The sequence below is a fragment of the Streptomyces sp. NPDC104814 genome, from assembly GCF_055583185.1.
The window spans coordinates 1,579,410-1,597,311 of record NZ_JBVJOL010000001.1 but is presented as its reverse complement, the minus strand read 5'-3'; the positions used below and the strand labels follow the sequence as shown (position 1 = coordinate 1,597,311).

Annotated in this window: 15 protein-coding genes; 10 read left to right on the top strand and 5 right to left on the bottom strand. The window is 71.8% G+C overall.

Annotated features, from left to right (window positions below):
• Positions 1-176: 176 nt before the first annotated feature.
• Entirely contained in the window at positions 177-887 is a 711-nt protein-coding gene (locus ACZ64A_RS06790) for a YqjF family protein (RefSeq protein ID WP_469808670.1), read from the top strand.
• A complete protein-coding gene (locus tag ACZ64A_RS06785; protein ID WP_469808669.1) occupies positions 853-1,545 on the top strand; it encodes a hypothetical protein in 693 nt (230 codons plus the stop codon). The genes ACZ64A_RS06790 and ACZ64A_RS06785 overlap by 35 nt, the downstream gene beginning before the upstream one ends.
• Positions 1,546-1,569: 24 nt before the next feature.
• Here the strand turns inward: ACZ64A_RS06785 and ACZ64A_RS06780 are convergent, their stop codons facing one another.
• The gene (locus tag ACZ64A_RS06780) at positions 1,570-2,133 is read right to left on the bottom strand and encodes a TetR/AcrR family transcriptional regulator (protein WP_469809085.1); all 564 of its coding nucleotides are present in this window, start codon (positions 2,131-2,133) and stop codon (positions 1,570-1,572) included.
• A gap of 263 nt (positions 2,134-2,396) precedes the next feature.
• On the opposite strand from ACZ64A_RS06780, the gene ACZ64A_RS06775 reads away from it, so the two are divergent.
• The 3 genes from ACZ64A_RS06775 (at position 2,397) to ACZ64A_RS06765 (ending at position 6,414) form a co-directional block, all read left to right on the top strand.
• Entirely contained in the window at positions 2,397-3,821 is a 1,425-nt protein-coding gene (locus ACZ64A_RS06775; RefSeq protein ID WP_469808668.1) for an APC family permease, read from the top strand.
• Positions 3,822-3,912: 91 nt separating this feature from the next.
• Positions 3,913-5,556: an amidohydrolase gene (locus ACZ64A_RS06770; protein WP_469808667.1), complete on the top strand. Its 1,644-nt coding sequence runs from the start codon at positions 3,913-3,915 to the stop codon at positions 5,554-5,556.
• 84 nt (positions 5,557-5,640) lie between these two features.
• Positions 5,641-6,414 (top strand): SDR family NAD(P)-dependent oxidoreductase, encoded by a 774-nt coding sequence (locus tag ACZ64A_RS06765; RefSeq protein WP_469808665.1) that lies wholly within the window; start codon positions 5,641-5,643, stop codon positions 6,412-6,414.
• A 143-nt stretch (positions 6,415-6,557) separates the two neighbouring features.
• On the opposite strand, the gene ACZ64A_RS06760 is transcribed toward ACZ64A_RS06765, so the two are convergent.
• Positions 6,558-7,394, bottom strand: coding sequence for an enoyl-CoA hydratase/isomerase family protein (locus ACZ64A_RS06760; protein ID WP_469808664.1), 837 nt, complete (start codon positions 7,392-7,394; stop codon positions 6,558-6,560).
• 355 nt (positions 7,395-7,749) lie between these two features.
• On the opposite strand from ACZ64A_RS06760, the gene ACZ64A_RS06755 reads away from it, so the two are divergent.
• Positions 7,750-8,565, top strand: coding sequence for an alpha/beta fold hydrolase (locus tag ACZ64A_RS06755; protein WP_469808663.1), 816 nt, complete (start codon positions 7,750-7,752; stop codon positions 8,563-8,565).
• 32 nt (positions 8,566-8,597) lie between these two features.
• On the opposite strand, the gene ACZ64A_RS06750 is transcribed toward ACZ64A_RS06755, so the two are convergent.
• Positions 8,598-9,902 carry a YhgE/Pip domain-containing protein gene (locus tag ACZ64A_RS06750; protein ID WP_469808662.1) on the bottom strand — a complete coding sequence of 435 codons (1,305 nt, stop codon included), beginning with the start codon at positions 9,900-9,902 and terminating at the stop codon, positions 8,598-8,600.
• 298 nt (positions 9,903-10,200) lie between these two features.
• Here ACZ64A_RS06750 and ACZ64A_RS06745 point away from each other — a divergent pair, with 298 nt between their 5' ends.
• Positions 10,201-10,749, top strand: a complete 549-nt coding sequence (locus ACZ64A_RS06745) for a hypothetical protein (protein ID WP_469808661.1) — start codon at positions 10,201-10,203, stop codon at positions 10,747-10,749.
• A 43-nt stretch (positions 10,750-10,792) separates the two neighbouring features.
• Here ACZ64A_RS06745 and ACZ64A_RS06740 read toward each other — a convergent pair whose 3' ends face one another.
• Together ACZ64A_RS06740 and ACZ64A_RS06735 are read right to left on the bottom strand one after the other, a co-directional pair.
• Positions 10,793-12,124 (bottom strand): phosphatase PAP2 family protein, encoded by a 1,332-nt coding sequence (locus ACZ64A_RS06740; protein WP_469808659.1) that lies wholly within the window; start codon positions 12,122-12,124, stop codon positions 10,793-10,795.
• 181 nt (positions 12,125-12,305) lie between these two features.
• Positions 12,306-12,851, bottom strand: coding sequence for a helix-turn-helix domain-containing protein (locus ACZ64A_RS06735; protein WP_469808658.1), 546 nt, complete (start codon positions 12,849-12,851; stop codon positions 12,306-12,308).
• Between the two features lie 144 nt (positions 12,852-12,995).
• Here ACZ64A_RS06735 and ACZ64A_RS06730 point away from each other — a divergent pair, with 144 nt between their 5' ends.
• The 3 genes from ACZ64A_RS06730 to ACZ64A_RS06720 all read left to right on the top strand — a co-directional run bounded on the left by ACZ64A_RS06730 (position 12,996) and on the right by ACZ64A_RS06720 (position 17,858).
• Positions 12,996-14,267, top strand: coding sequence for a benzoate/H(+) symporter BenE family transporter (locus tag ACZ64A_RS06730; protein WP_469808657.1), 1,272 nt, complete (start codon positions 12,996-12,998; stop codon positions 14,265-14,267).
• Between the two features lie 25 nt (positions 14,268-14,292).
• Positions 14,293-14,964: a maltokinase N-terminal cap-like domain-containing protein gene (locus ACZ64A_RS06725; protein ID WP_469808656.1), complete on the top strand. Its 672-nt coding sequence runs from the start codon at positions 14,293-14,295 to the stop codon at positions 14,962-14,964.
• Between the two features lie 239 nt (positions 14,965-15,203).
• The gene (locus tag ACZ64A_RS06720; protein WP_469808654.1) at positions 15,204-17,858 is read left to right on the top strand and encodes a glycosyl hydrolase; all 2,655 of its coding nucleotides are present in this window, start codon (positions 15,204-15,206) and stop codon (positions 17,856-17,858) included.
• The last annotated feature ends 44 nt before the right edge of the window (positions 17,859-17,902 follow it).

The following is a 17,902-nucleotide window of genomic DNA, read 5'->3' as shown; positions in this document are numbered from 1 at the left end:
GGCTGATATCGGCCCCGCGCTGATGTCGGCCCCCGCTGGCGTCGGCCCCGCGCTGACGTCGGCCGCGTGCGGTGGTCCGCGTGCGGGGGGCCGCCCGGTGCGCGGCCGCGCCGGGCGTCGAGCCCGCGGGAGCAGGGACGGCGTTTTGCCCTCCGGCGGCGGGGAACGCAGGGTTGGTGGTCGCGTATGGAGCCGAGCAGCGGGTGCGCCTCCCCGCGCTCCGGACCGGCTGGCTGCGGCAGACGTTCGTGCACTGGCCGTTCCCGCCCGAGGTGGTGCAGGCCCTGCTGCCGCCGCAGCTCGTCGTCGACGAGTACGAGGGCGCGGCCTGGGTGAGTCTGACGCCCTTCGTCATGGCCGGTGTCCGCCCGCCCGGTGTGCCCTCCGGGCTGCCGGGTCTGCCGACGTTCGCGGAGACCAACCTGCGCACCTACGCCCGGCACCGGGAGTCCGGGCGGGACGGGCTGTGGTTCCTGACCATCGAGGTGGGCTTTCCGCCGATGCTGGCCGCGCGGGCCGTGGGTGTGCCGTACCACCTGGGTGCCCTGCGGGTCCGCACGGACGGGAACGCCGTCGCGTACTCGGGCTCCCGGCGGCGCGGCTCCATCGGCTACCGGCTGGTCGTCCGTCCCGGCGAACCGATCAGGCCGACGGAACGGGACGTATGGCTGACGTCGCGGTGGCGGGCGTACACACACCGGTACGGCCTGCTGTGGCAGACGCCGGTCGAGCACGAGCCGTGGCCGCTGCGGGCGGCCTGTCTCGACGTGGCCGAGGAGACCCTGACCCGGTCCGCCGGTCTCCCGGCACCCGCCGGCGAGCCCGTGGTGCACTTCTCGGAAGGGGTGAGGCATGTCCGGCTCGGTCCCGCCCGCCCCTGCCGCTGAAGAAGCCGGAGCGCGTCAGGAGGGCCGCGGCAGCGGGTACCTCAGGGACAGGCGGGTGCGGTGGCGCTTCGACGGCTGGATCGCGGGGCTCGGCACCTCGTCGGGGACCCGGATCGTCGTGGGCCACTGGCCGCGGTCGCCGTTCGGCCCGTTCAGCGACGTGATGATCGAGCGGCCCGACGCGCGACGGCTGCTGCTGGCCCCCTCCCGGCGCGTGGCCGATTTCGTCAGCGGCACCTATCTCTTCGACTCGGTGCGCGTCGTGCCCGTCGACGTGACGGCGGCCGGCAGCCGTTGTGCGGTGCGCGCGGGGCCGCTGGAGCTGTGCTTCACGGTCGGCCGGCCAGGACCGCTGGGGCTGCTGCTCGCGGCGGTGCCCGGCCCGCTCGCCCGCGGTGCGGCCTGGACCGTGGTGACGGACCCGGTGGCCCGGCTGCTGCTGCGCGGTGTGCGCACCCGCGGCAGCGCGGTGCCCGGACGCCGCGAGTGGTACGGCGCCGCCGGGCTGTGGCCGGTCACCGGGCTGTCGGCGGCCTTCGCGGGCGACGATCTCGGCGCCCTGGCACCCGTCGACCCGCCCGTGCGCTTCGGGTTCGGTTCCGTGCCCCGCCGCCCGGCCCTGACCCGCGTCACCACGACCCTCGCCCCGAACGGCTGACCCCGGCCCCTTGCGGGCCACAGGTCATGCGAGGGGGCGCACGGCGTCGCGGGCTGCACGACGCGCGGTGCGGACGGCTCCCTCGCGGGTGGCTCCGCGCAGTCCCAGCACCACCCGGGTGCTGAGCCCGTCGAGGAGGGCGAGCAGCGCGTCGGCCGCCTCCGGGACCTCCTCCTCGGGCAGGCCGAACCGCCCCTGGCGCACGCCCTTCAGCAGCAGCTGTTCCAGGTCCTCCTGCCAGGCCCGGTCGAACTCCTCCTGTGCCGTGGTCAGTTCACTGTTCCCGGCGGCACGCGCCCACAGTTCGATCCACAGCATCCAGCGGGAATCGCGCGGACCCTGGGGCAGATAGAGCCCGACGAACGCGTCCAGGCGGCGGGCGACGGTGGTGCGCCGCGACAGCAGGGCCCGCCGGTCCTCGGTGAGCCGGTCCTCGCTCCACCGGAGCGCTTCGAGGAGCAGCCGGTCCTTGCTGCCGAAGTAGTACAGGATGTGCCCGCCGGAGGTGCCGAGGCGTTCGGCGAGTCCGGACATCGTCAGCTCGGCCAGACCGTGCTCCGCGATGGCCCGCATCGCCTCTTCGAGCATGCGCTCGCGGGCGATCGCCCCGCCGCGTCTGCGTCGTGCCACTGGTGCCGTCACGCCGGACAGTCTAGCGGCGCACTTATCGGAGCTTGAATGGCGTTCAAACTCTGGGACTCCTCGGCCGACCCCTTGACAGAGCCGCATCGACATCCACATCTTGTATGACGTTCAAACTTCCTTGAACCGCATTCAAGGAACTGCGCCTCTCTGCTCAGCCCTTCGCCTCTCCCGCCGGCGGCCAGCCGCCCGAACCCGGGGACACCTCCATGACGCACACGCCCGCCGACACCCCGCCCGGCGACGCACTCAGAACGCCGACGTCGCCGCCGGCGTCCACGCCCGCGCCCGCCGCCCTGGCGCGGGTCCTCGGCCCCGTGGGTGCCGTGCTGCTCACGCTGTCCTGCATCACCCCCGCCTCCTCGCTGTTCATCCTGGTCCCGGAGCTGTTCGCCGGTCAGGGCACGGGCGCTCCGCTGACCATCGCGGTGGGCATCGTCATCTCGATCGCGGTGGGCGCCTGCTACGCCGAACTGGGCACGCTCACCCCGAGTTCCGGCGGCGAGTACGCCATGGTCGACGCGCTGCTCGGCCGGTTCCTGGGCTGGGTGACCTTCGCGATGACCATCGCCATGCTCGTGGTCATCCCGCCGGTGATCGCTCTGGGCACGGCCGACTACCTCGCCGATATCGTCCGGGTGGACCCGCAGGTCGCCGGCTGTGCCGTCATGCTCGTGGCGATCGCGACGGCCGTCCTCGACGTCAAGTCCAACGCCCTGGTGACCGGGGCCTTCCTGGTCCTTGAGGTGGTGGCCGCCGGGGTGGTCGCCGTCCTGGGACTCGTCCACGCCCAGCGCTCCCCGTCGGTGCTCGTCCACCCGGAGGTGTCCCAGGCGACCGCCGGGCACTCGACGTTCACCCTGGGGCTCCTGGTCTCCGGGCTGGCCGCCGCGATGTTCGTGGTCAACGGCTTCGGCACCGCCTCCTATCTCGCCGAGGAGATCCACCGGCCCCGCCGCAACGTGGCGCGCGCCGTGTTCTGGTCGCTGTTCATCGGCGCCGCCGTCATCGTCGTCCCCGCCGTGGCGGCGGTGCTGGGCACCGCGTCGACCGACACGCTGTCCACCGCCACCTTCTCGGACCTGGTGCGCGGCTGGGCGGGCGACACCACCGCCACGGTCATCGACCTGTGCGTCGCCCTGGCCATCCTCAACGCGGTCCTGGTGATGGTGCTGCAGAACGCCCGGGTGGTCTACGCGTCGGGCCGGGACCGGGCCTGGCCCGCGGCCGTCAACCGCGCGCTGACCCGGCTGCACCCCCGTTTCGGCTCGCCGTGGGTCGCCACCCTCGTCATCAGCCTGCCCGGAGCGGCGCTGGCCTGCTTCGCCGACCTGTCGACGCTGTACGAGGCCACCGGCGCCATCCTCGCCGTCGTCTACGTGCTGCTCGCCCTGGCCGCGCTCGCCGCCCGCCGCGCACCGCTGCGCGGCCGCCCGGCCTGGCGGATGCCGCTGTGGCCGCTCGCCCCCGTCGTCGTCCTCGCCTCGGTCGGCTACGTGCTGTACCAGCAGGCCGGCCGCGACCTCGCCATCACCGGCGGGGTCATCGCGGCGGCCGCTCTCTACTACGTCCTCTACCTGCGCCGCCATCCGCACGACCGCTGGCAGGTCACCGCTCCCGACGCCGACGACTGACACCGGCCCGCGCAGCCGTCACTGCCGACCGACACAGAACGCACACCACAGCACCCCGTCCCACCCCCGCACGCACACTGGAGAACACACCGTGACCCTCCCCTCCCCCGCCCAGCTGGTCCTGCGCAACGCCCGTATCCACACCGTCGATCCGGACCTGCCCTCGGCCGAGGCGCTCGCCGTGCGGGACGGCCGTATCGCGTGGCTGGGGTCCGATGCGGACGCCGACGCGTGGACGGGCCCCGCGACCGAGGTCGTCGACGCGGGCGGGCGGCGGGTGCTGCCGGGCTTCGTGGACGCGCACAACCACGTCCGGCTGGGCTCGGACGAGGAGTGCGTGCAGCTGGCCGGGGCCCGCTCGCTCGCCGAGGTCGCCGCCCGGATCGGCGCCTGGCGCGAACAGCACCCCGGCGCCGGGTGGATCGAGGCGGAAGGGTTCGACTACTCGGTCCTGCCCGACGGACGGATGCCCCGCGCCGGGGACCTCGACGAGCTGACCGGCGACACCCCCGCCTTCGTGCTCAGCTACGACGTGCACACCATGTGGCTCAACAGCGCCGCGATGGCCCGCCTCGGCGTGACCCGCGGCTGCGGCGCGCTGCCGTTCGGCGTGCCCGAGACCGACGCGAGCGGCGAACCCACCGGCTTCGTAAGGGACTTCGCGGTGCGCGGCCTGTCCCGCGAGGGGCATCGGGCGCTGCGCGAGCTCGGCGTGCCGTGGGCCTCACCGGAACGCCAGTACGGGCGGCTGCTGCGCAGCCTGGACGACGCCGTGCGGTTCGGCATCACGACCATCGTGGAGCCGCAGAACTCGCTCGACGATCTGGAGCTGTTCGTCCGCGCACGCAAGGAAGGGCGGCTGCGCTCGCGGCTGGTGGCCGCGCTGTTCCATCCGCGCGGCACCACAGAGGCCGACCTGGACGAATTCGAAGAGGCCGCGCGGCGGTTCGACGACGAGTGGATGCGGGTGGGACCGCTCAAGCTCTACATCGACGACGTGGTCGAGCCGCGCACGGCCGCCCTGCTGGAGCCGTACACGGGCTGCCGGCACCGCGGTGACACCTTCTACCCGCCCGAGGAGTTCGGCGAGTTGCTGACCCGGCTCGACGCGCGCGGCTTCCAGTGCTTCGTGCACGCCACCGGGGACCGCGGCATCCGCACGGTGCTGGACGCGGTCGCCCGTGCCCGCGCCGGGAACGGCCCGCGCGACGCCCGCCACCAGATCGTCCACGTGGAGTGCTGCGACCCGGCGGACGTGCCGCGCTTCGCCGAGCTCCGGGTCGTGGCCTGTATGCAGCCGCGTCACTGCGCCCCCGAGATCGCCGGTCCCGGGCAGGACTGGGCGCGCAACGTCGGCCCGGAGCGCTGGCACAAGGCGTGGCCCATGCGCAGCCTGCACCGGGCCGGGGCGACGCTGGCGTTCTCCAGTGACTGGAACGTCGCCGAGATGGACCCCATGGTGGGCCTGTACACGGCGGTGACGCGCCGGCCGCTGGGCGGAGGCGAGGCGTGGATGCCCGAGGAGACGGTGGACATCGAGACCGCGGTGCACGGCTACACGATGGGGTCGGCGTACGCCAACTTCCTGGAGGACGAGCGCGGTTCGCTGTCCGTCGGCAAGGTGGCGGACCTCGTCGTCCTCTCCCGGGACGTCCTCACCGTCGAGCCGGACGCCATCCCGGGGACCGTGTGCGACCTGGTCATGGTCGGCGGGGAGATCGTCCACCGCGGCTGAGCGAGCGGGTGTCTCCTATGCTTGCGCCGTCCAGGTACGTCGGCGAAAGGGCCCCCGCATCGTGACCACCGTGCAGGATCTCTCATGAGCGTGGCCGCGTCCGCGTCCGGGCGGCGCGTGCTGGTCAGCGGTGCGTCGCGGGGGCTCGGCCGGGCCGTGGCGCAGGCGTTCGCCGACGGCGGCGACCGGGTCGCCGTGCACTTCGGGTCGCGGGCCGACGACGCCCGGGTGACGCTCGATTCCCTCGCCGGTTCCGGGCACACCCTGGTCGGGGGCGACCTTGCCGATCCGGCGGGTGCGGCGGCCGTCGTGGACGCGGCGGCCGACGCGCTCGGCGGTGTCGACGTCCTGGTGAACAACGCGGCGGTGAACGTCCGCCATCCGCTGCCGGAGACGCCGTACGAGGAGTGGGTGGCGCTGTGGCAGCGGCATGTCGCCGTGAACCTGCTCGCCACGGCGAACCTCAGTCATCTCGTGGCCCGGCGCATGATCGACCAGGGCACGGGCGGACGCATCGTCAACATCGGTTCGCGCGGCGCCTTCCGGGGCGAGCCGGACCACCCGGCGTACGGGGCCACGAAGGCCGCGGTGCACGCCCTGGGCCAGTCGCTCGCGGTGTCACTGGCGCCGTACGGCATCGCCGTGGCGTCGGTGGCGCCCGGCTTCTTCGAGACGGAGCGCGTCGCCCCGCGGCTGGAGGGCGCGGAGGGCGCCGCGATCCGTGCGCAGAGCCCCTTCGGCCGTGTCGCCTCCGCGCAGGAGATCGCGGCGGCGGTCGTGTGGCTCGCCTCCCCGGCCGCGGAGTGGGCCTCCGGCACGATCCTGGATCTCAACGGGGCGTCACATCTGCGGACATGAGCGGCCACGGGGGGATTCCGTCGCCGGGTGGGCGGTGAGTAGGTGGCTGGTCGCGCGATTCCTCACCGGGTCGACGCGGGACGAAGACGGTTGCGGCACTCGCGCGCGAGATACCGGACGCAGCCTGCTCGGCGGGCGGCATGTCAACGGCGGAACTCCCCCACCGCTGTGCCGAGGTCGCGCTCGAGCTCCCCGGCACGCTGGAGACCCCGGTCGGTCAGGTGGTCCAGGCGCTCGCGGGTTTCGGGCAGGGTGATCAGGCTCTGAAACGTTGCGGCGTCGGAACGGACGTGTACGGGCTGCGCCAGCGTGAGGTCGTTGATGGCGCGCTTGGCGGCCTGGACCCCCTGGGGCGGGAAGCCGGCGATGCGCTTGGCCAGGCGCTCGACGAAGCCGTCCAGTTCGGCATCGGGCAGGGCACGGTTGATCCAGCCGTAGCGTTCAGCCAGATCGGCGTCGAAATCGTCCGCGCCGGCGATGGCTTCGATGGCGCGCATGCGTCCGAGTCGACGGGTCAGGTGCTGGATGCCGCCGGCGCCGGGCAGGGCGCCGGTCCCGCACTCGAACTGGCCGAAGACCGCGTTCTCACGCGAAGCGAAGATCATGTCGCAGGCCAGGGCGAGTTCGTTGCCACCACCGCGGGCTCGGCCGCGCACCTTGGCGACAGTGATCACCGGGACGCACGCCAGCCGGTGCAGGAACATGCCGAGCGAGGCGTCACCGGGGCCGCCGGCCTTGGCAGCCTCCGCGGTGTACTGCGGGACCTCGGTGAGATCCACGTGCGCTGAGAAGTAGTCCGGCGAGGCGCTGTCGATGATGACGACGCGCACGTCACCGGCGTCGTTGTGCAGCATGTCGACGAGGGAGACCAGGTCACGGACCAGATCGACACCGAGGAGGTTGAGGGGGCCGGCGTCGAGGGTGGCGGACAGGACGCCGTCGTCGAGTCGGGTCCGGATCGAGGAGCAGGCGAAGGTCACGACGACTCCGGTGAGTGAAGGGATGCGGGACGCGGCAGGCCGGCCACGGATGCCGCTGGAACGACTCCGGAGCGGCGGCTGCCGTCCGGAACTGCATGCCGTCGCCGGGTGCGGCTGTCCGTGCTGTCATGGAACTCATGACGGCACGGTGGCCGGTCGCAGACATGGACAGAGAAACACGCGCCGTCGGCCGGTGCTCACGTGACGCCACCTGAAAACCGAGGCGCTGCCCACTCGCCGCCCATGCACCTCTCAGCCGTCGAGAGCGCAGCGTGATCAACGACGCGCGCTCGCTGACGTCTGCCCACTGGACGCGACCCTCGCATGGTCCGGCCACTTCTGAGAGGACGGGAAAATGAGTGAGATCAGGCCTCGCTTCCGGACGATCGACGGTCTGTCCGTCCGGTACGCAGAGAGCGATGTGCCCGAAGACCGCGAGGCCCTGCTGCTCAGTCCATGGCCTGAGACCCTGTACGCGTACGACGCGACCTGGTCGAAGCTGGCACAGCACGCTCGTCTGATCGCGGTGGACCTGCCTGGTTTCGGGCATTCCGAACTTCGCGAGGACCTGCTGTCCCCGACCGCGATGGGCGAGTTCATCGTGACGATCGCCGACGCGTTCGGACTGGCACAGCCACACGTCGTGGGCCCCGACATCGGCACTCCCGCGGCGCTGTTCGCCGCGGCCCGCCACCCGAACCGGTTCCAGACCCTGGTCGTGGGCGCCGGTGGGACGGCCGTCCCTCTGAAGCTGGGAAGCCCTCTGAAGGATTGGGTGCTCGCCGAGGACCTGTCCCGTTATCGGGCCATGAGCCCCAAGGCCGCCGTGACGGCCGCGATCGACAACATCAACGGCTACGAGCTCCCGGACATCGTGCGCGAGGACTACCTCGCGTCGTACGCGGGACAGCGGTTTGCCGCCCAGTTGCCCTACGTCCGCGCGTACCCGACCGAACTGCCCGTCCTCGGCGAGCTGCTGCCCATGCTGGAGACGCCGGTCCAGATCGTTGCGGGACGCAACGACGCGGTCGTGCCCCCGGAGAACGCCGAGTATCTGCACATCCATCTGCCCCACAGCAAGCTGGACCTCATCGACGTCGGCCACTTCGCCTGGGAGGAAGGCGCCGACGACTACGCTGACGTCATCGCCCGCTGGTGGGAGGCCAACTGACCGAGGTGGGCCGACCACCGGTCTGACGCCGATCACGGTGCCTCGTCGGCTGGTGCGGGAGAGCGGGTGATCAGACGGTGCAGTCCCTTGCGGTCGTAGTAGAGGGTCATGACGAACCCGAACAGCAGGGCGAGGGCAACACCGATGGCGATCATGATCCAGCCACGGGTCAGCCCGGCGTCGGCCCGGGCGTCGAAGTAGAGGATGGCCCGCACACCATCACTCAGTTGCCGCATCGGTTCGAACAGCGCCAGGAAACGGTAGAAGCCCGGGACAGCAGTGAGCGGAATCGTCGCCCCCGAGGACGGCAGGGCCAAGGCGATGAAGACGAACATCGACACCACTTGGCCGATGCCGCCGAAGGCCGCGTTGATGGCCTGCACGCCCAGGCCCACGGCCAGGCTCGCGCAGAAGGAGAAGATCCACAGCAGCGGCAGGTGCGTTGCGTCCATACCCAGAATCGCGATCGCGGCGATCATCAGCAGGCTGGTGGTGAGAACGGTGATGCCCGCAGTCATGAGCATCTTCAGCAGCAGTGTCTGGGTGCGGCTGATCGGCACCGTCGGGCGCCGGGTGTGCCAGGGCCCGATCTCGCTGTCCGTGTAACCCAGGCCCGCGTCGACGCCGCTGTTGATGATGTTCCCGCCGACGAAGCCGGTGAGCACCAGGAGCAGAGTGAAGTAGAAGGCGGTCAGGCCGAGGCCGCTGTGTTTGCCGATGGGGTGGCCCACCCGGCTGGTGACGGTGACCGGGTCGCCCAGGAGCGCACGGGTCGTGGCGTCGGCACCCTGGGCGGCTGCCTGTCTTGTCAGTTGTCGGCCGATCTCCACAGACGCCTGATGAGCCGCACGCTGGGTGATCTGACTGGCCAAGGAGGAGCCGAGGCTGCCCAGCCCGGGGTTGGTCAGGACCGTGAGGACCGGCCGCGCCGTGCCCCGGGGGGTCGCCAGCGCTGCCACCGAGGTGGTGAAGTCGGCTGGGACGACCAGGGCCCCGTAGATCTTGCCGGACGCCAGCTGGTCCTGCATCCGGGCCTGGCTGACCCGGCGCCACTGCACCGTGCCTGCCGGGGTCGCTGCGATGACCGACCGGCTGACCTGTGCGCCCAACGTCTGTCGTTGTCCTGGCAGCGGCGGTCCCTGGTCCATGTCGACCAGGGCGATCGGCAGACGGTGCAGGTTCCCTTGGGGGTTGAGGATGCCGCCCATGTAGAGCAGCGTCAGGAACAGCGTCACCAGTGCGCACAGGACCGTCGGCACCAGCCAGAGCTTTCCATGACGCGCCACAGCGAACGAGCGCACGAGCGCTTGCTGCTTTCCGGAACCCGCCGAGGTCATGGGAACTCCAATGGGGAGACGGCCGGTCTGTCTCGATGCGCCTGCGGGATCAACCGTTGCCAGGCACCACTCGGTGGACCTACCAGGGACGATAACCGTCTGCCATCGGAGCGTCGCACAAGGACACGTCGTGACCAGTCCTCGTGCGTGCACGTCGTAGCCGCCGGATACTTGTCTGGGCAGGCCCGGCACGGGTTCGCACGAGGTGCCCTCGAACCGCGTCGCACGGCACGGCATCCGCCGCAGCCACTGGTGCGAGGGCTCACGACGTCGACCGGCCCACGAGGAGGACTGCGTCATGCGCTCCCTGAGGAATCCGCCGACTCCACTCGCGTCGGTCGTGGCCGGCGTGCTGGCCGGGGCCGGGGGAACGGTTTGCCTGGATGCTGTCCACTACCTGAAGTACCGGCGCTCAGGCGGGACGGACAGCCCGCGCGCTTGGGAATTCGCGCCGGTCGAAGGCTGGGAGGAGGCGCCTGCTCCAGGTCAGGTGGCGAAGCGGGTGATCGAGGGCTTCACCGGGCGCCGGCTTCCCGATGGTTCCGCCTGGCTCGTCAGCACCATTGCCCACTGGTCCTACGGATCGGCGGCGGGTGCGGTCTACGGCATCTTGGCCGGATCGCTGTCCGAGCCGTCCCCCGTGTACGGGGTGCCTTTCGGTGCCGCGGTGTTCTCCGGCGGCTACGCGGTGTTGCCGATCGCAGGGCTCTACAAGCCGATCTGGCAGTACGACACCACGACCGTGGCCTGGGACCTTGCCGCGCACCTCGCTTATGGCACCGCCACGGCAGCCGTCTTCCGGCTCCTCACCCGGCGTCGGCAGAACGGGGCGCCCGCCAAGACGTGAGCGGCGCCCGGGTCTCACCCGTGGCGCCGCTCGGAGAACCTGCCTACACCAGCTCCGGTTGAGGCCGGGGCCGGCGGGCCGGCACGGTCTTCACTTCCCACAGCCCCATCGTGCGCGCATAGCCGTACACCACGGAGGCCATGGCCAGAAGGAGAAGCGGACCGCTCACCCACGGGTGGCGGGCCATCTCCATCGGCAGATACCGGTACGACACGAGGAGCGCCGCGAAGACCACCGTTCCGTGCACGACCAGCCGGCTTCCCGCCCGGTCCCAGCCGCGGTCGAACGAGCGCAGAGCCGCCTCGACGGTGAATGCGAACACCACACCGGCGACGAGATCCACGCCGTAGTGATAACCGAATCCCAGCGTCGCGGTCAGCGTGGCGATCAGCCAGAACGTGCCCGCGTATTGCAGGACTTTCGGGCCCTTGCGGGAATGCAGGAATATCGCCGTGGCCCACGCGGTGTGCAGGCTGGGCATGCAGTTGCGCGGGGTGATCTCGTCGTAGGGCATCCAGTGCGGGGCACTCAGCGCCGGCACGGTGTGGGGCCACAGGTCGGCCACCGCCCAGTGCAGCCCGCCGGTGCCGAACGCGCCGGTGCCGTAGGCGAAGACCGGCCCGACGGTCGGGAAGATCATGTAGACGCCCGGGCCGACCAGACCGATCACCAGGAAGGTGCGCACCAGGTGGTGGGCCGGGAAACGGCGGTCACGGGCGACGTGCCGCAGCTGGTACAGCGCGACGACGACCGCCGCCACCGCGAGCTGGACGTAGACGTAGTCGAGGATGTGGGCGCCGATCGGGCCTGTGACCTCGACCATCCGTCCCACCAGCCAGGACGGGCTGCCCAGCGCGCGATCGGCCACGGCGACGTACTGGTCGAGCACCGTCGGGCGGGTCTTGGACGTGATCAGCAGCCAGGCGTCGCCCGTCTTGCGGCCGGCCACCAGCAGCAGCCCCAGCCCGACGCCCTTCAGCAACAGGGTCCGTTCCGGGCCGGTGCGGCGGGTGAGCGCGATCACTCCGCAGCCCAGCACCACCCACAACGCGCCGGTGCCGAAGGGGTGGCCGCCGGTCGGCAGAGCGCCGGCCATCCATCGCACCAGCCAGAGGACGGCGTCGACACCGACCGCCACGCCGGCCGCGATCCAGCGTTCCCGCCAGGTGAGCACCACCATCGTCAGCGCCATGCCGGCGTACAGCAACGGCCCTGATTTTGGCGCGGATATCAGCTCGCGCGCCTGGTCGGTGATCGGTCCCGGCTCCCCGTAGTGACGTGCGGCGATCTCCAGGGTGACGAGGAATACGAGGGTCACCGCGCCCATCGCGGTCCACAGCGCCGCCCGCGACCAAGGCCACGCGCCGGACTTCATTGTGTTGTCTTTTCGCGAAGGCACCCGCGATGGTCTGGATATCAATTTTTCAGCCGATTTGTCAGATATAAAAGCGATCGTCTTTTAGGTCGATCATGTTAGCGGAGGAGGTGTGTTTCGTCGTCACCCCGATACGAAAGCGCGAAGTCGCCTTTCTCACCGGGCTGTTCCCCGGTGCGCGTCACAGAGCTGCGGCCGAATAGCGCACGAAGAGGATGCCGTGCACGTCGCCGCGCGGGGCGCTGTACAGGTGCGGGATGTCGGCCGGCCAGGACACCGACATGCCCGGCCCGGCCGTGGCCGGGGCGTCCAGGACGCCGACGACGGCGGTGCCGCTGAGGATCATCAGCGTCTCGCTCGTGCCCGGGACGTGCGCGGCGGATTCCTGGGTGGCGCCGGCGGCGATGGTGATGCGGAAGATGTCGGTGACCGCGTCGGCGTCCTCGTGGCGCTCGATCAGGGCCGCCGTGACCGCGCTGCCGGAGACCGCACCCTCGTGCTCCTCGGCGCGTGCGGGAGCGGCGTCGCTGAGCACCGCGCTCAGCGGCCGGTTCAGGGCCGTGGTCAGCGCGTAGAGGGTCTCCAGGGTGGGGTTGCGCGTACCGCTCTCCAGCTCGGAGAGGGTGCCCTTGCCCACGCCGGAGCGCCGCGCCAGCTCCGACAGCGACAGGCCCCGTTCCGTGCGCAGCTCGCGGAGCCTGCGCCCCACCTCGTCGTTCAGCCCCATCGCCGGATCATGCCCCCGCTCTCGTCGGCCGTGGTTGACGGTCACGGCCCTCCTCCCTAGTGTTCCACATACAGAACGTTCCATTTACAGAACGCTCCTCTCCGGACCGTTCGCGGAACACCCCTCCACCCTGAGAAGTCGCCCATGCCCTCCTCCTTCACCGCGCGCGTCCGCGCGCTCGCACCGCCGTCGGCCGTGGTCGCCGGGCTGATCGCCGTCACCGTGGGCGTCACCAGTTCCGCCGCGCTCGTGTTCACCGCGGCCAGGGCCGCGGGCGCGGGCCCCCGGGAGATCGGCTCCTGGATGCTCGCACTCGGCGTCGGGCTCGGCGTCACCTGCGTCGGCCTCTCGCTGCGGTATCGGGCGCCCGTCGTCACCGCCTGGTCGACGCCCGGCGCGGCCCTGCTCTCGACCGCCCTCGCCGGGGTGCCGATGCGGCAGGCGGTCGGCGCGTTCGTGTTCTCGGCGCTGCTCGTCCTCGTCACCGGCGTGACCGGCTGGTTCGCCCGCGCCATGGACCGCGTCCCCGTACCGCTCGCCGCGGCCCTGCTCGCGGGGGTGCTGCTGCGGTTCGGCACCGGTCTCTTCAGCACGATGCACGGCCATTTCGCCATCGCGTTCCCGGTGTTCGCGCTCTACCTCCTGGCGCGCCGCTTCGCGGCCCGGTACGCGGTGCTCGTCGCGCTGGCCGGTGGTGTTCTCGCCTCGGTCGTCACCGGCGGCTGGCACATGGACGCGCTGCGGGTCTCCCTCGCCTCGCCGGTCCTCGTCACGCCGGACTTCGACTGGAAGGTCCTGGTCAGCGTCGGCGTTCCGCTGTTCGTCGTCACGATGGCCTCGCAGAACCTGCCCGGCGTCGCCGTCCTGCGCGGCTCGGGCTACGACGTCCCCGTGTCGCCCCTGATGTCGTGGACCGGAGCGGTCAACGCCGTGCTGGCCCCCTTCGGCGCGTTCGGGCTGAACCTCGCCGCCATCACGGCCGCCATCTGCACCGGCCCCGAAGCGCACCCGGACCGCGCCAAGCGGTACGCCGCCGGCGTGTGGGCCGGGATCTTCTACCTCTGCGTCGGTGTCTTCGGAGCCACGGTCGCCTCACTGCTCACCGCCATGCCGCAGGCGCTGGTGCTCGCCACGGCCGGCGTCGGCCTGCTGGCCACGATCGAGAACTCGCTGGCCACGGCCCTGTCCGACAAACAGTCGCGGGAGGCCGCGATCGTCACCTTCCTCGCCACCGCCTCCGGCATCACCCTCCTCGGCATCGGCTCCGCCTTCTGGGGTCTGCTCGCCGGCGCCCTCACCGCCCTCGTCGCCCGCGCGGGACGCCCGGGCACGCGCACACCGGCGGCCCCCTCGCCCGTACCCGGCCGCGAACCGGGCACCCCGGCCCCGCACCGGTGCGAGGATGTCGGGGCTTGATCGCCCAACGGAAGGGAACCTCGGCATGGCCGTCATCCACCGGACTTTCCTGAAGCCGACCAAACTGGAACTGCTCACCTCCTGGCTCCCCTCCCGCCCGTGGTACCGAGGGGGCGCGGCCGGGCCGGAGTTGGCCAAGGCCGGCGGCTTCCGGCTGGACGACCCCGACGGCGCGGTCGGGATCGAGTTCATGGCGGTCAGCGACGTCTCCGGGGCCGAGCCGGCCACCTACCTGGTGCCGCTCACCTACCGCGATGCCCCGCTCGACGGTGCCGAGCACGCCCTCGTCGGCACCGCGGAACACGGTGTGCTGGGCCGCCGCTGGATCTACGACGGCTGCCACGACCCGGTGCTGGTCGCGCAGTTGCTGGCCCTGATCGAGGGCTCGGCGGTGGCCCAGGACCAGAGCACCAGCGACACCCCGGCCCCCGAGGTCACCCGCTCCCGCAGCGGCGAGGGCGCGCTCGCCCCGGACCGAGGCCGGATCCCCGCCGACGACCGGGACGGCACCGAACTGCCCCTGTCGCACGGCGCGACGCTTCGCCTGCACCGGGTCCTGCGGCCCGCCCCGGACGGTGCCCCGCTGCTCCCGCAGGGAGCGAGCGGCCATGTCGCCGCGCCCTGGACCCTGCCGGACGGCACCCGGGTGAAGGGGCTGGTGGCCGTCCTGCTCAACGGCGTTGGGGCCGCGGAGTGACACCTCACGGGCCGTACGCGCTGTAACCCACAGGGGAGGACGGCCCCTTGAGAGATCTGAGCGTGATGCGGTGAACGAGCGCATTTTTGGCAATTATTACGTTTGCCAGGCTCTAAAGTCGCCGTAAACCTCTGTGATCGGCCCCTGGCACAGGAGTACGGTTCCGGCGCTCGGCAGTAAGAGATCCCGCGGCCGTAGGGGCGGCCGCCCCTTACTCCGAAGAAGCCGGAGACAAGTCCATGGGTGTGTTTTCCGCACGGCGCGGACCGCGCCGCAGCGCGGACGGCGGCGGCAGACCGGCGATCGCCGTCGCCGCCGCCGCACTTCTGCTGGCGGGGGCGATACCGGTCGCCGCCTACGGGGCGGACGGTGACGCGGGGTCCGGCCGCCACGACGTGGCGGGCGAGGAGTCCCACGAGCTGATGGAGTCCCTCGACGCGTACAACGAGCCGAGGCTCTCCCCCGACGGCCGCATCGCCCCGGGCGCGTACGCGGATGCGTGGGCGCACATCAAGAACATGCCGGTCAGGGCAGGCAGTTGGAGCGAGGTCACCACCGCGCCGTACAACGAGGACGCGCTGCACTACCGCGACCGGTCGGCCTCCAACTCCGGTGGGGGTGCCGGGCATTCGGCCGGCCGGATCGCCGCCCTGGCCACCGATCCGACGCACCGGGGCGTGCTCTACGCGGGCGCCGCGGGCGGCGGCGTGTTCCGCTCCTCGGACGACGGCCGGACCTGGACGCCGATCGCCGACCGGCTGCCCGCCCTGTCCGTGGGCGCCCTCGCCGTCGCGCCCGACGGCTCGCTGTGGCTGGCCACCGGCGAGGCGACCACCGCCTCCGACAACTACCTGGGCAGCGGCGTCTACCGGCTCGCGAATCCCGTGACCGGCACCTTCAGCGACAGCGACAAGGTGGGCGGCACGGAACTGGACTCCTCCTCCGTCCACACCCTCACCTTCGACACGGCCGCCGGCTCCGTCTTCGCGGCCTCTTCGCACGGCGTCTTCCGCCGCCCGCTGACGGCTGGCTCGTCCACCGCGTGGACCAAGGTCCTCGCCCCGTGCGCCGGCGTCGGCATCGCCGGCGTGAGTTGCGGGGTGGACGGCCACTACGCGGACATCGCCAACGACATCGCCGTGCGGCCCGGCAGCGACGGCAGGAAGCTGCTGGCCAACGTGGCCTGGCGCGGCGGCGCCGCCTACAACGGCTTCTACTACTCCGACGACGCGGGCACCACCTGGAAGCGTGCCAACCCGACCGGCGCGATCAACCCCGCCGAGATCGGCAACGCCGCCTTCGCCTACGCGGCCGACGGCAGCAGGCTGTATGTGTCGATGGAGTCCCCGAAACTGCTCAACAAGACCTCGGGCTCCGGCGTGTACTCGGTGCTGGCCGGCGTGTACGTCAGCCGGAACGGCGACGCCGGCGGCCCCTTCAAGCAGCTCGCCACGTCCTCGGCGCTGTCCGCGACCGGCTCCGCGATGAAGATCAACGAGATCGGCAGCGGCTACCAGCCCGGCTCCCAGGCCTGGTACGACCAGGTCATCGCCGTCGACCCGAGCGACCCGGACCATGTCTACCTGGGCCTTGAGGAGATGTTCGAGTCCCGGGACGGCGGCGCGACGTGGAAGACGGTCGGCCGCTACTGGGACTTCGGCATGCCGTGCTTCTCGTACGATCCGGCCGCGAACTCCTGCGACGGCGACGTGATGCACTCCGACCAGCACGCCCTCGCCTTCTCGCAGTGGAAGGACGGCACACCGGAGGTGTTCGTCGGCAACGACGGCGGCGCCTACGCCCGGCCGACCGCGCAGACGGCGCCCGGCTGGCGCAACCTCAACGAGTCCGGCACCCTGCGCAACCTCCAGTACTACTCGGTGCGCGCGGGCCGGATGACCGACGGCAGCGGTGACGCCGTCTGGGGCGGCCTGCAGGACAACGGCGTCTCGCTGCTCGCCCCCAAGGGCGCCACGTACCAGGGGCAGCGGCTGAACCCGGACGGTGAGATGGTCTCGCCGTTCGGCGGCGACGGCGGCGACCAGCTGGTCAACCCCGCCGACGGCTGCCAGACGGTCGGCGAGTACGTCGACCTCGCCCTGCAGATCACGGACAACTGCGGCTACACCGCGAGCGACGACGGCGCCGAGGACGTGATCACCGACATCGCGCCCGGCGACCCGGGGGCCCGCTTCATCGCCCCGTTCGTCGCGGACGAGACCGACCCGAGCGGCCTGTGGGTCGCGGGCGGCCAGTACGTCTGGGGCAACACCAGGACGTGGCAGAGCACTTCGGGTGCCGACTGGACGAAGCTGTACGACCTGGGCGCCGGCCACTCCGCCACGGCGGTCGCCAGCCGGGGTCATGTGTCATGGGCGGCCTGGTGCGGCCCGTGCTCCGCCGTCGACGGGACCTTCGGACGGGGGATCGCCACCGACTACGGCGGCGCCTGGCACCAGGTGAGCCTGCCCGCCGCCTTCCCGAACCGCTACATCTCCGGTCTGACCATCGACCCGGCCGACGCCTCCGGCAAGACGGTCTACGCGGTCGTCAACGGCTTCTCGCGGCACTGGAACGAGGGCCCCGGCGCCGGCTACGGCCACGTCTGGAAGACCACCGACGGCGGTGCGACCTGGACGGACGTCAGCGGTGACCCCGCGGCCGCGGACTCCTTCCCGGACGCCCCGGCCAACGCGGCGCTCGTCACCCGGGACGGCACCCTCGTCGTCGCCACCGACCTGGGCGTGTTCGCCGCCACCTCGGCGGGCCACTGGGCGCGTCTCGGCACGAACCTGCCCACCGCGCCGGCCGTCTACCTCGCCCCCAGCCCCGACGGCGGCCAGGTGTACGTGGCCACGCACGGCCGTGGCATCTGGAGGACGCCGACGCCGTGACCCCCTGCCGGCCGGGCGAGCCCTCGGGACCCGCCCGGCCGGCA

Excerpts from the sequence above, each read along its gene's own strand:
- ACZ64A_RS06720 (WP_469808654.1), top strand. The coding sequence starts at position 15,204 with ATGGGTGTGTTTTCCGCACGGCGCGGACCGCGCCGCAGCGCGGACGGC.
- ACZ64A_RS06735 (WP_469808658.1), bottom strand. The coding sequence starts at position 12,851 with ATGGGGCTGAACGACGAGGTGGGGCGCAGGCTCCGCGAGCTGCGCACG.
- ACZ64A_RS06740 (WP_469808659.1), bottom strand. The coding sequence starts at position 12,124 with ATGAAGTCCGGCGCGTGGCCTTGGTCGCGGGCGGCGCTGTGGACCGCG.
- ACZ64A_RS06765 (WP_469808665.1), top strand. The coding sequence starts at position 5,641 with ATGAGCGTGGCCGCGTCCGCGTCCGGGCGGCGCGTGCTGGTCAGCGGT.
- ACZ64A_RS06780 (WP_469809085.1), bottom strand. The coding sequence starts at position 2,133 with ATGCTCGAAGAGGCGATGCGGGCCATCGCGGAGCACGGTCTGGCCGAG.
- ACZ64A_RS06725 (WP_469808656.1), top strand. The coding sequence starts at position 14,293 with ATGGCCGTCATCCACCGGACTTTCCTGAAGCCGACCAAACTGGAACTG.
- ACZ64A_RS06775 (WP_469808668.1), top strand. The coding sequence starts at position 2,397 with ATGACGCACACGCCCGCCGACACCCCGCCCGGCGACGCACTCAGAACG.
- ACZ64A_RS06745 (WP_469808661.1), top strand. The coding sequence starts at position 10,201 with ATGCGCTCCCTGAGGAATCCGCCGACTCCACTCGCGTCGGTCGTGGCC.
- ACZ64A_RS06755 (WP_469808663.1), top strand. The coding sequence starts at position 7,750 with ATGAGTGAGATCAGGCCTCGCTTCCGGACGATCGACGGTCTGTCCGTC.
- ACZ64A_RS06750 (WP_469808662.1), bottom strand. The coding sequence starts at position 9,902 with ATGACCTCGGCGGGTTCCGGAAAGCAGCAAGCGCTCGTGCGCTCGTTC.
- ACZ64A_RS06785 (WP_469808669.1), top strand. The coding sequence starts at position 853 with ATGTCCGGCTCGGTCCCGCCCGCCCCTGCCGCTGAAGAAGCCGGAGCG.
- ACZ64A_RS06730 (WP_469808657.1), top strand. The coding sequence starts at position 12,996 with ATGCCCTCCTCCTTCACCGCGCGCGTCCGCGCGCTCGCACCGCCGTCG.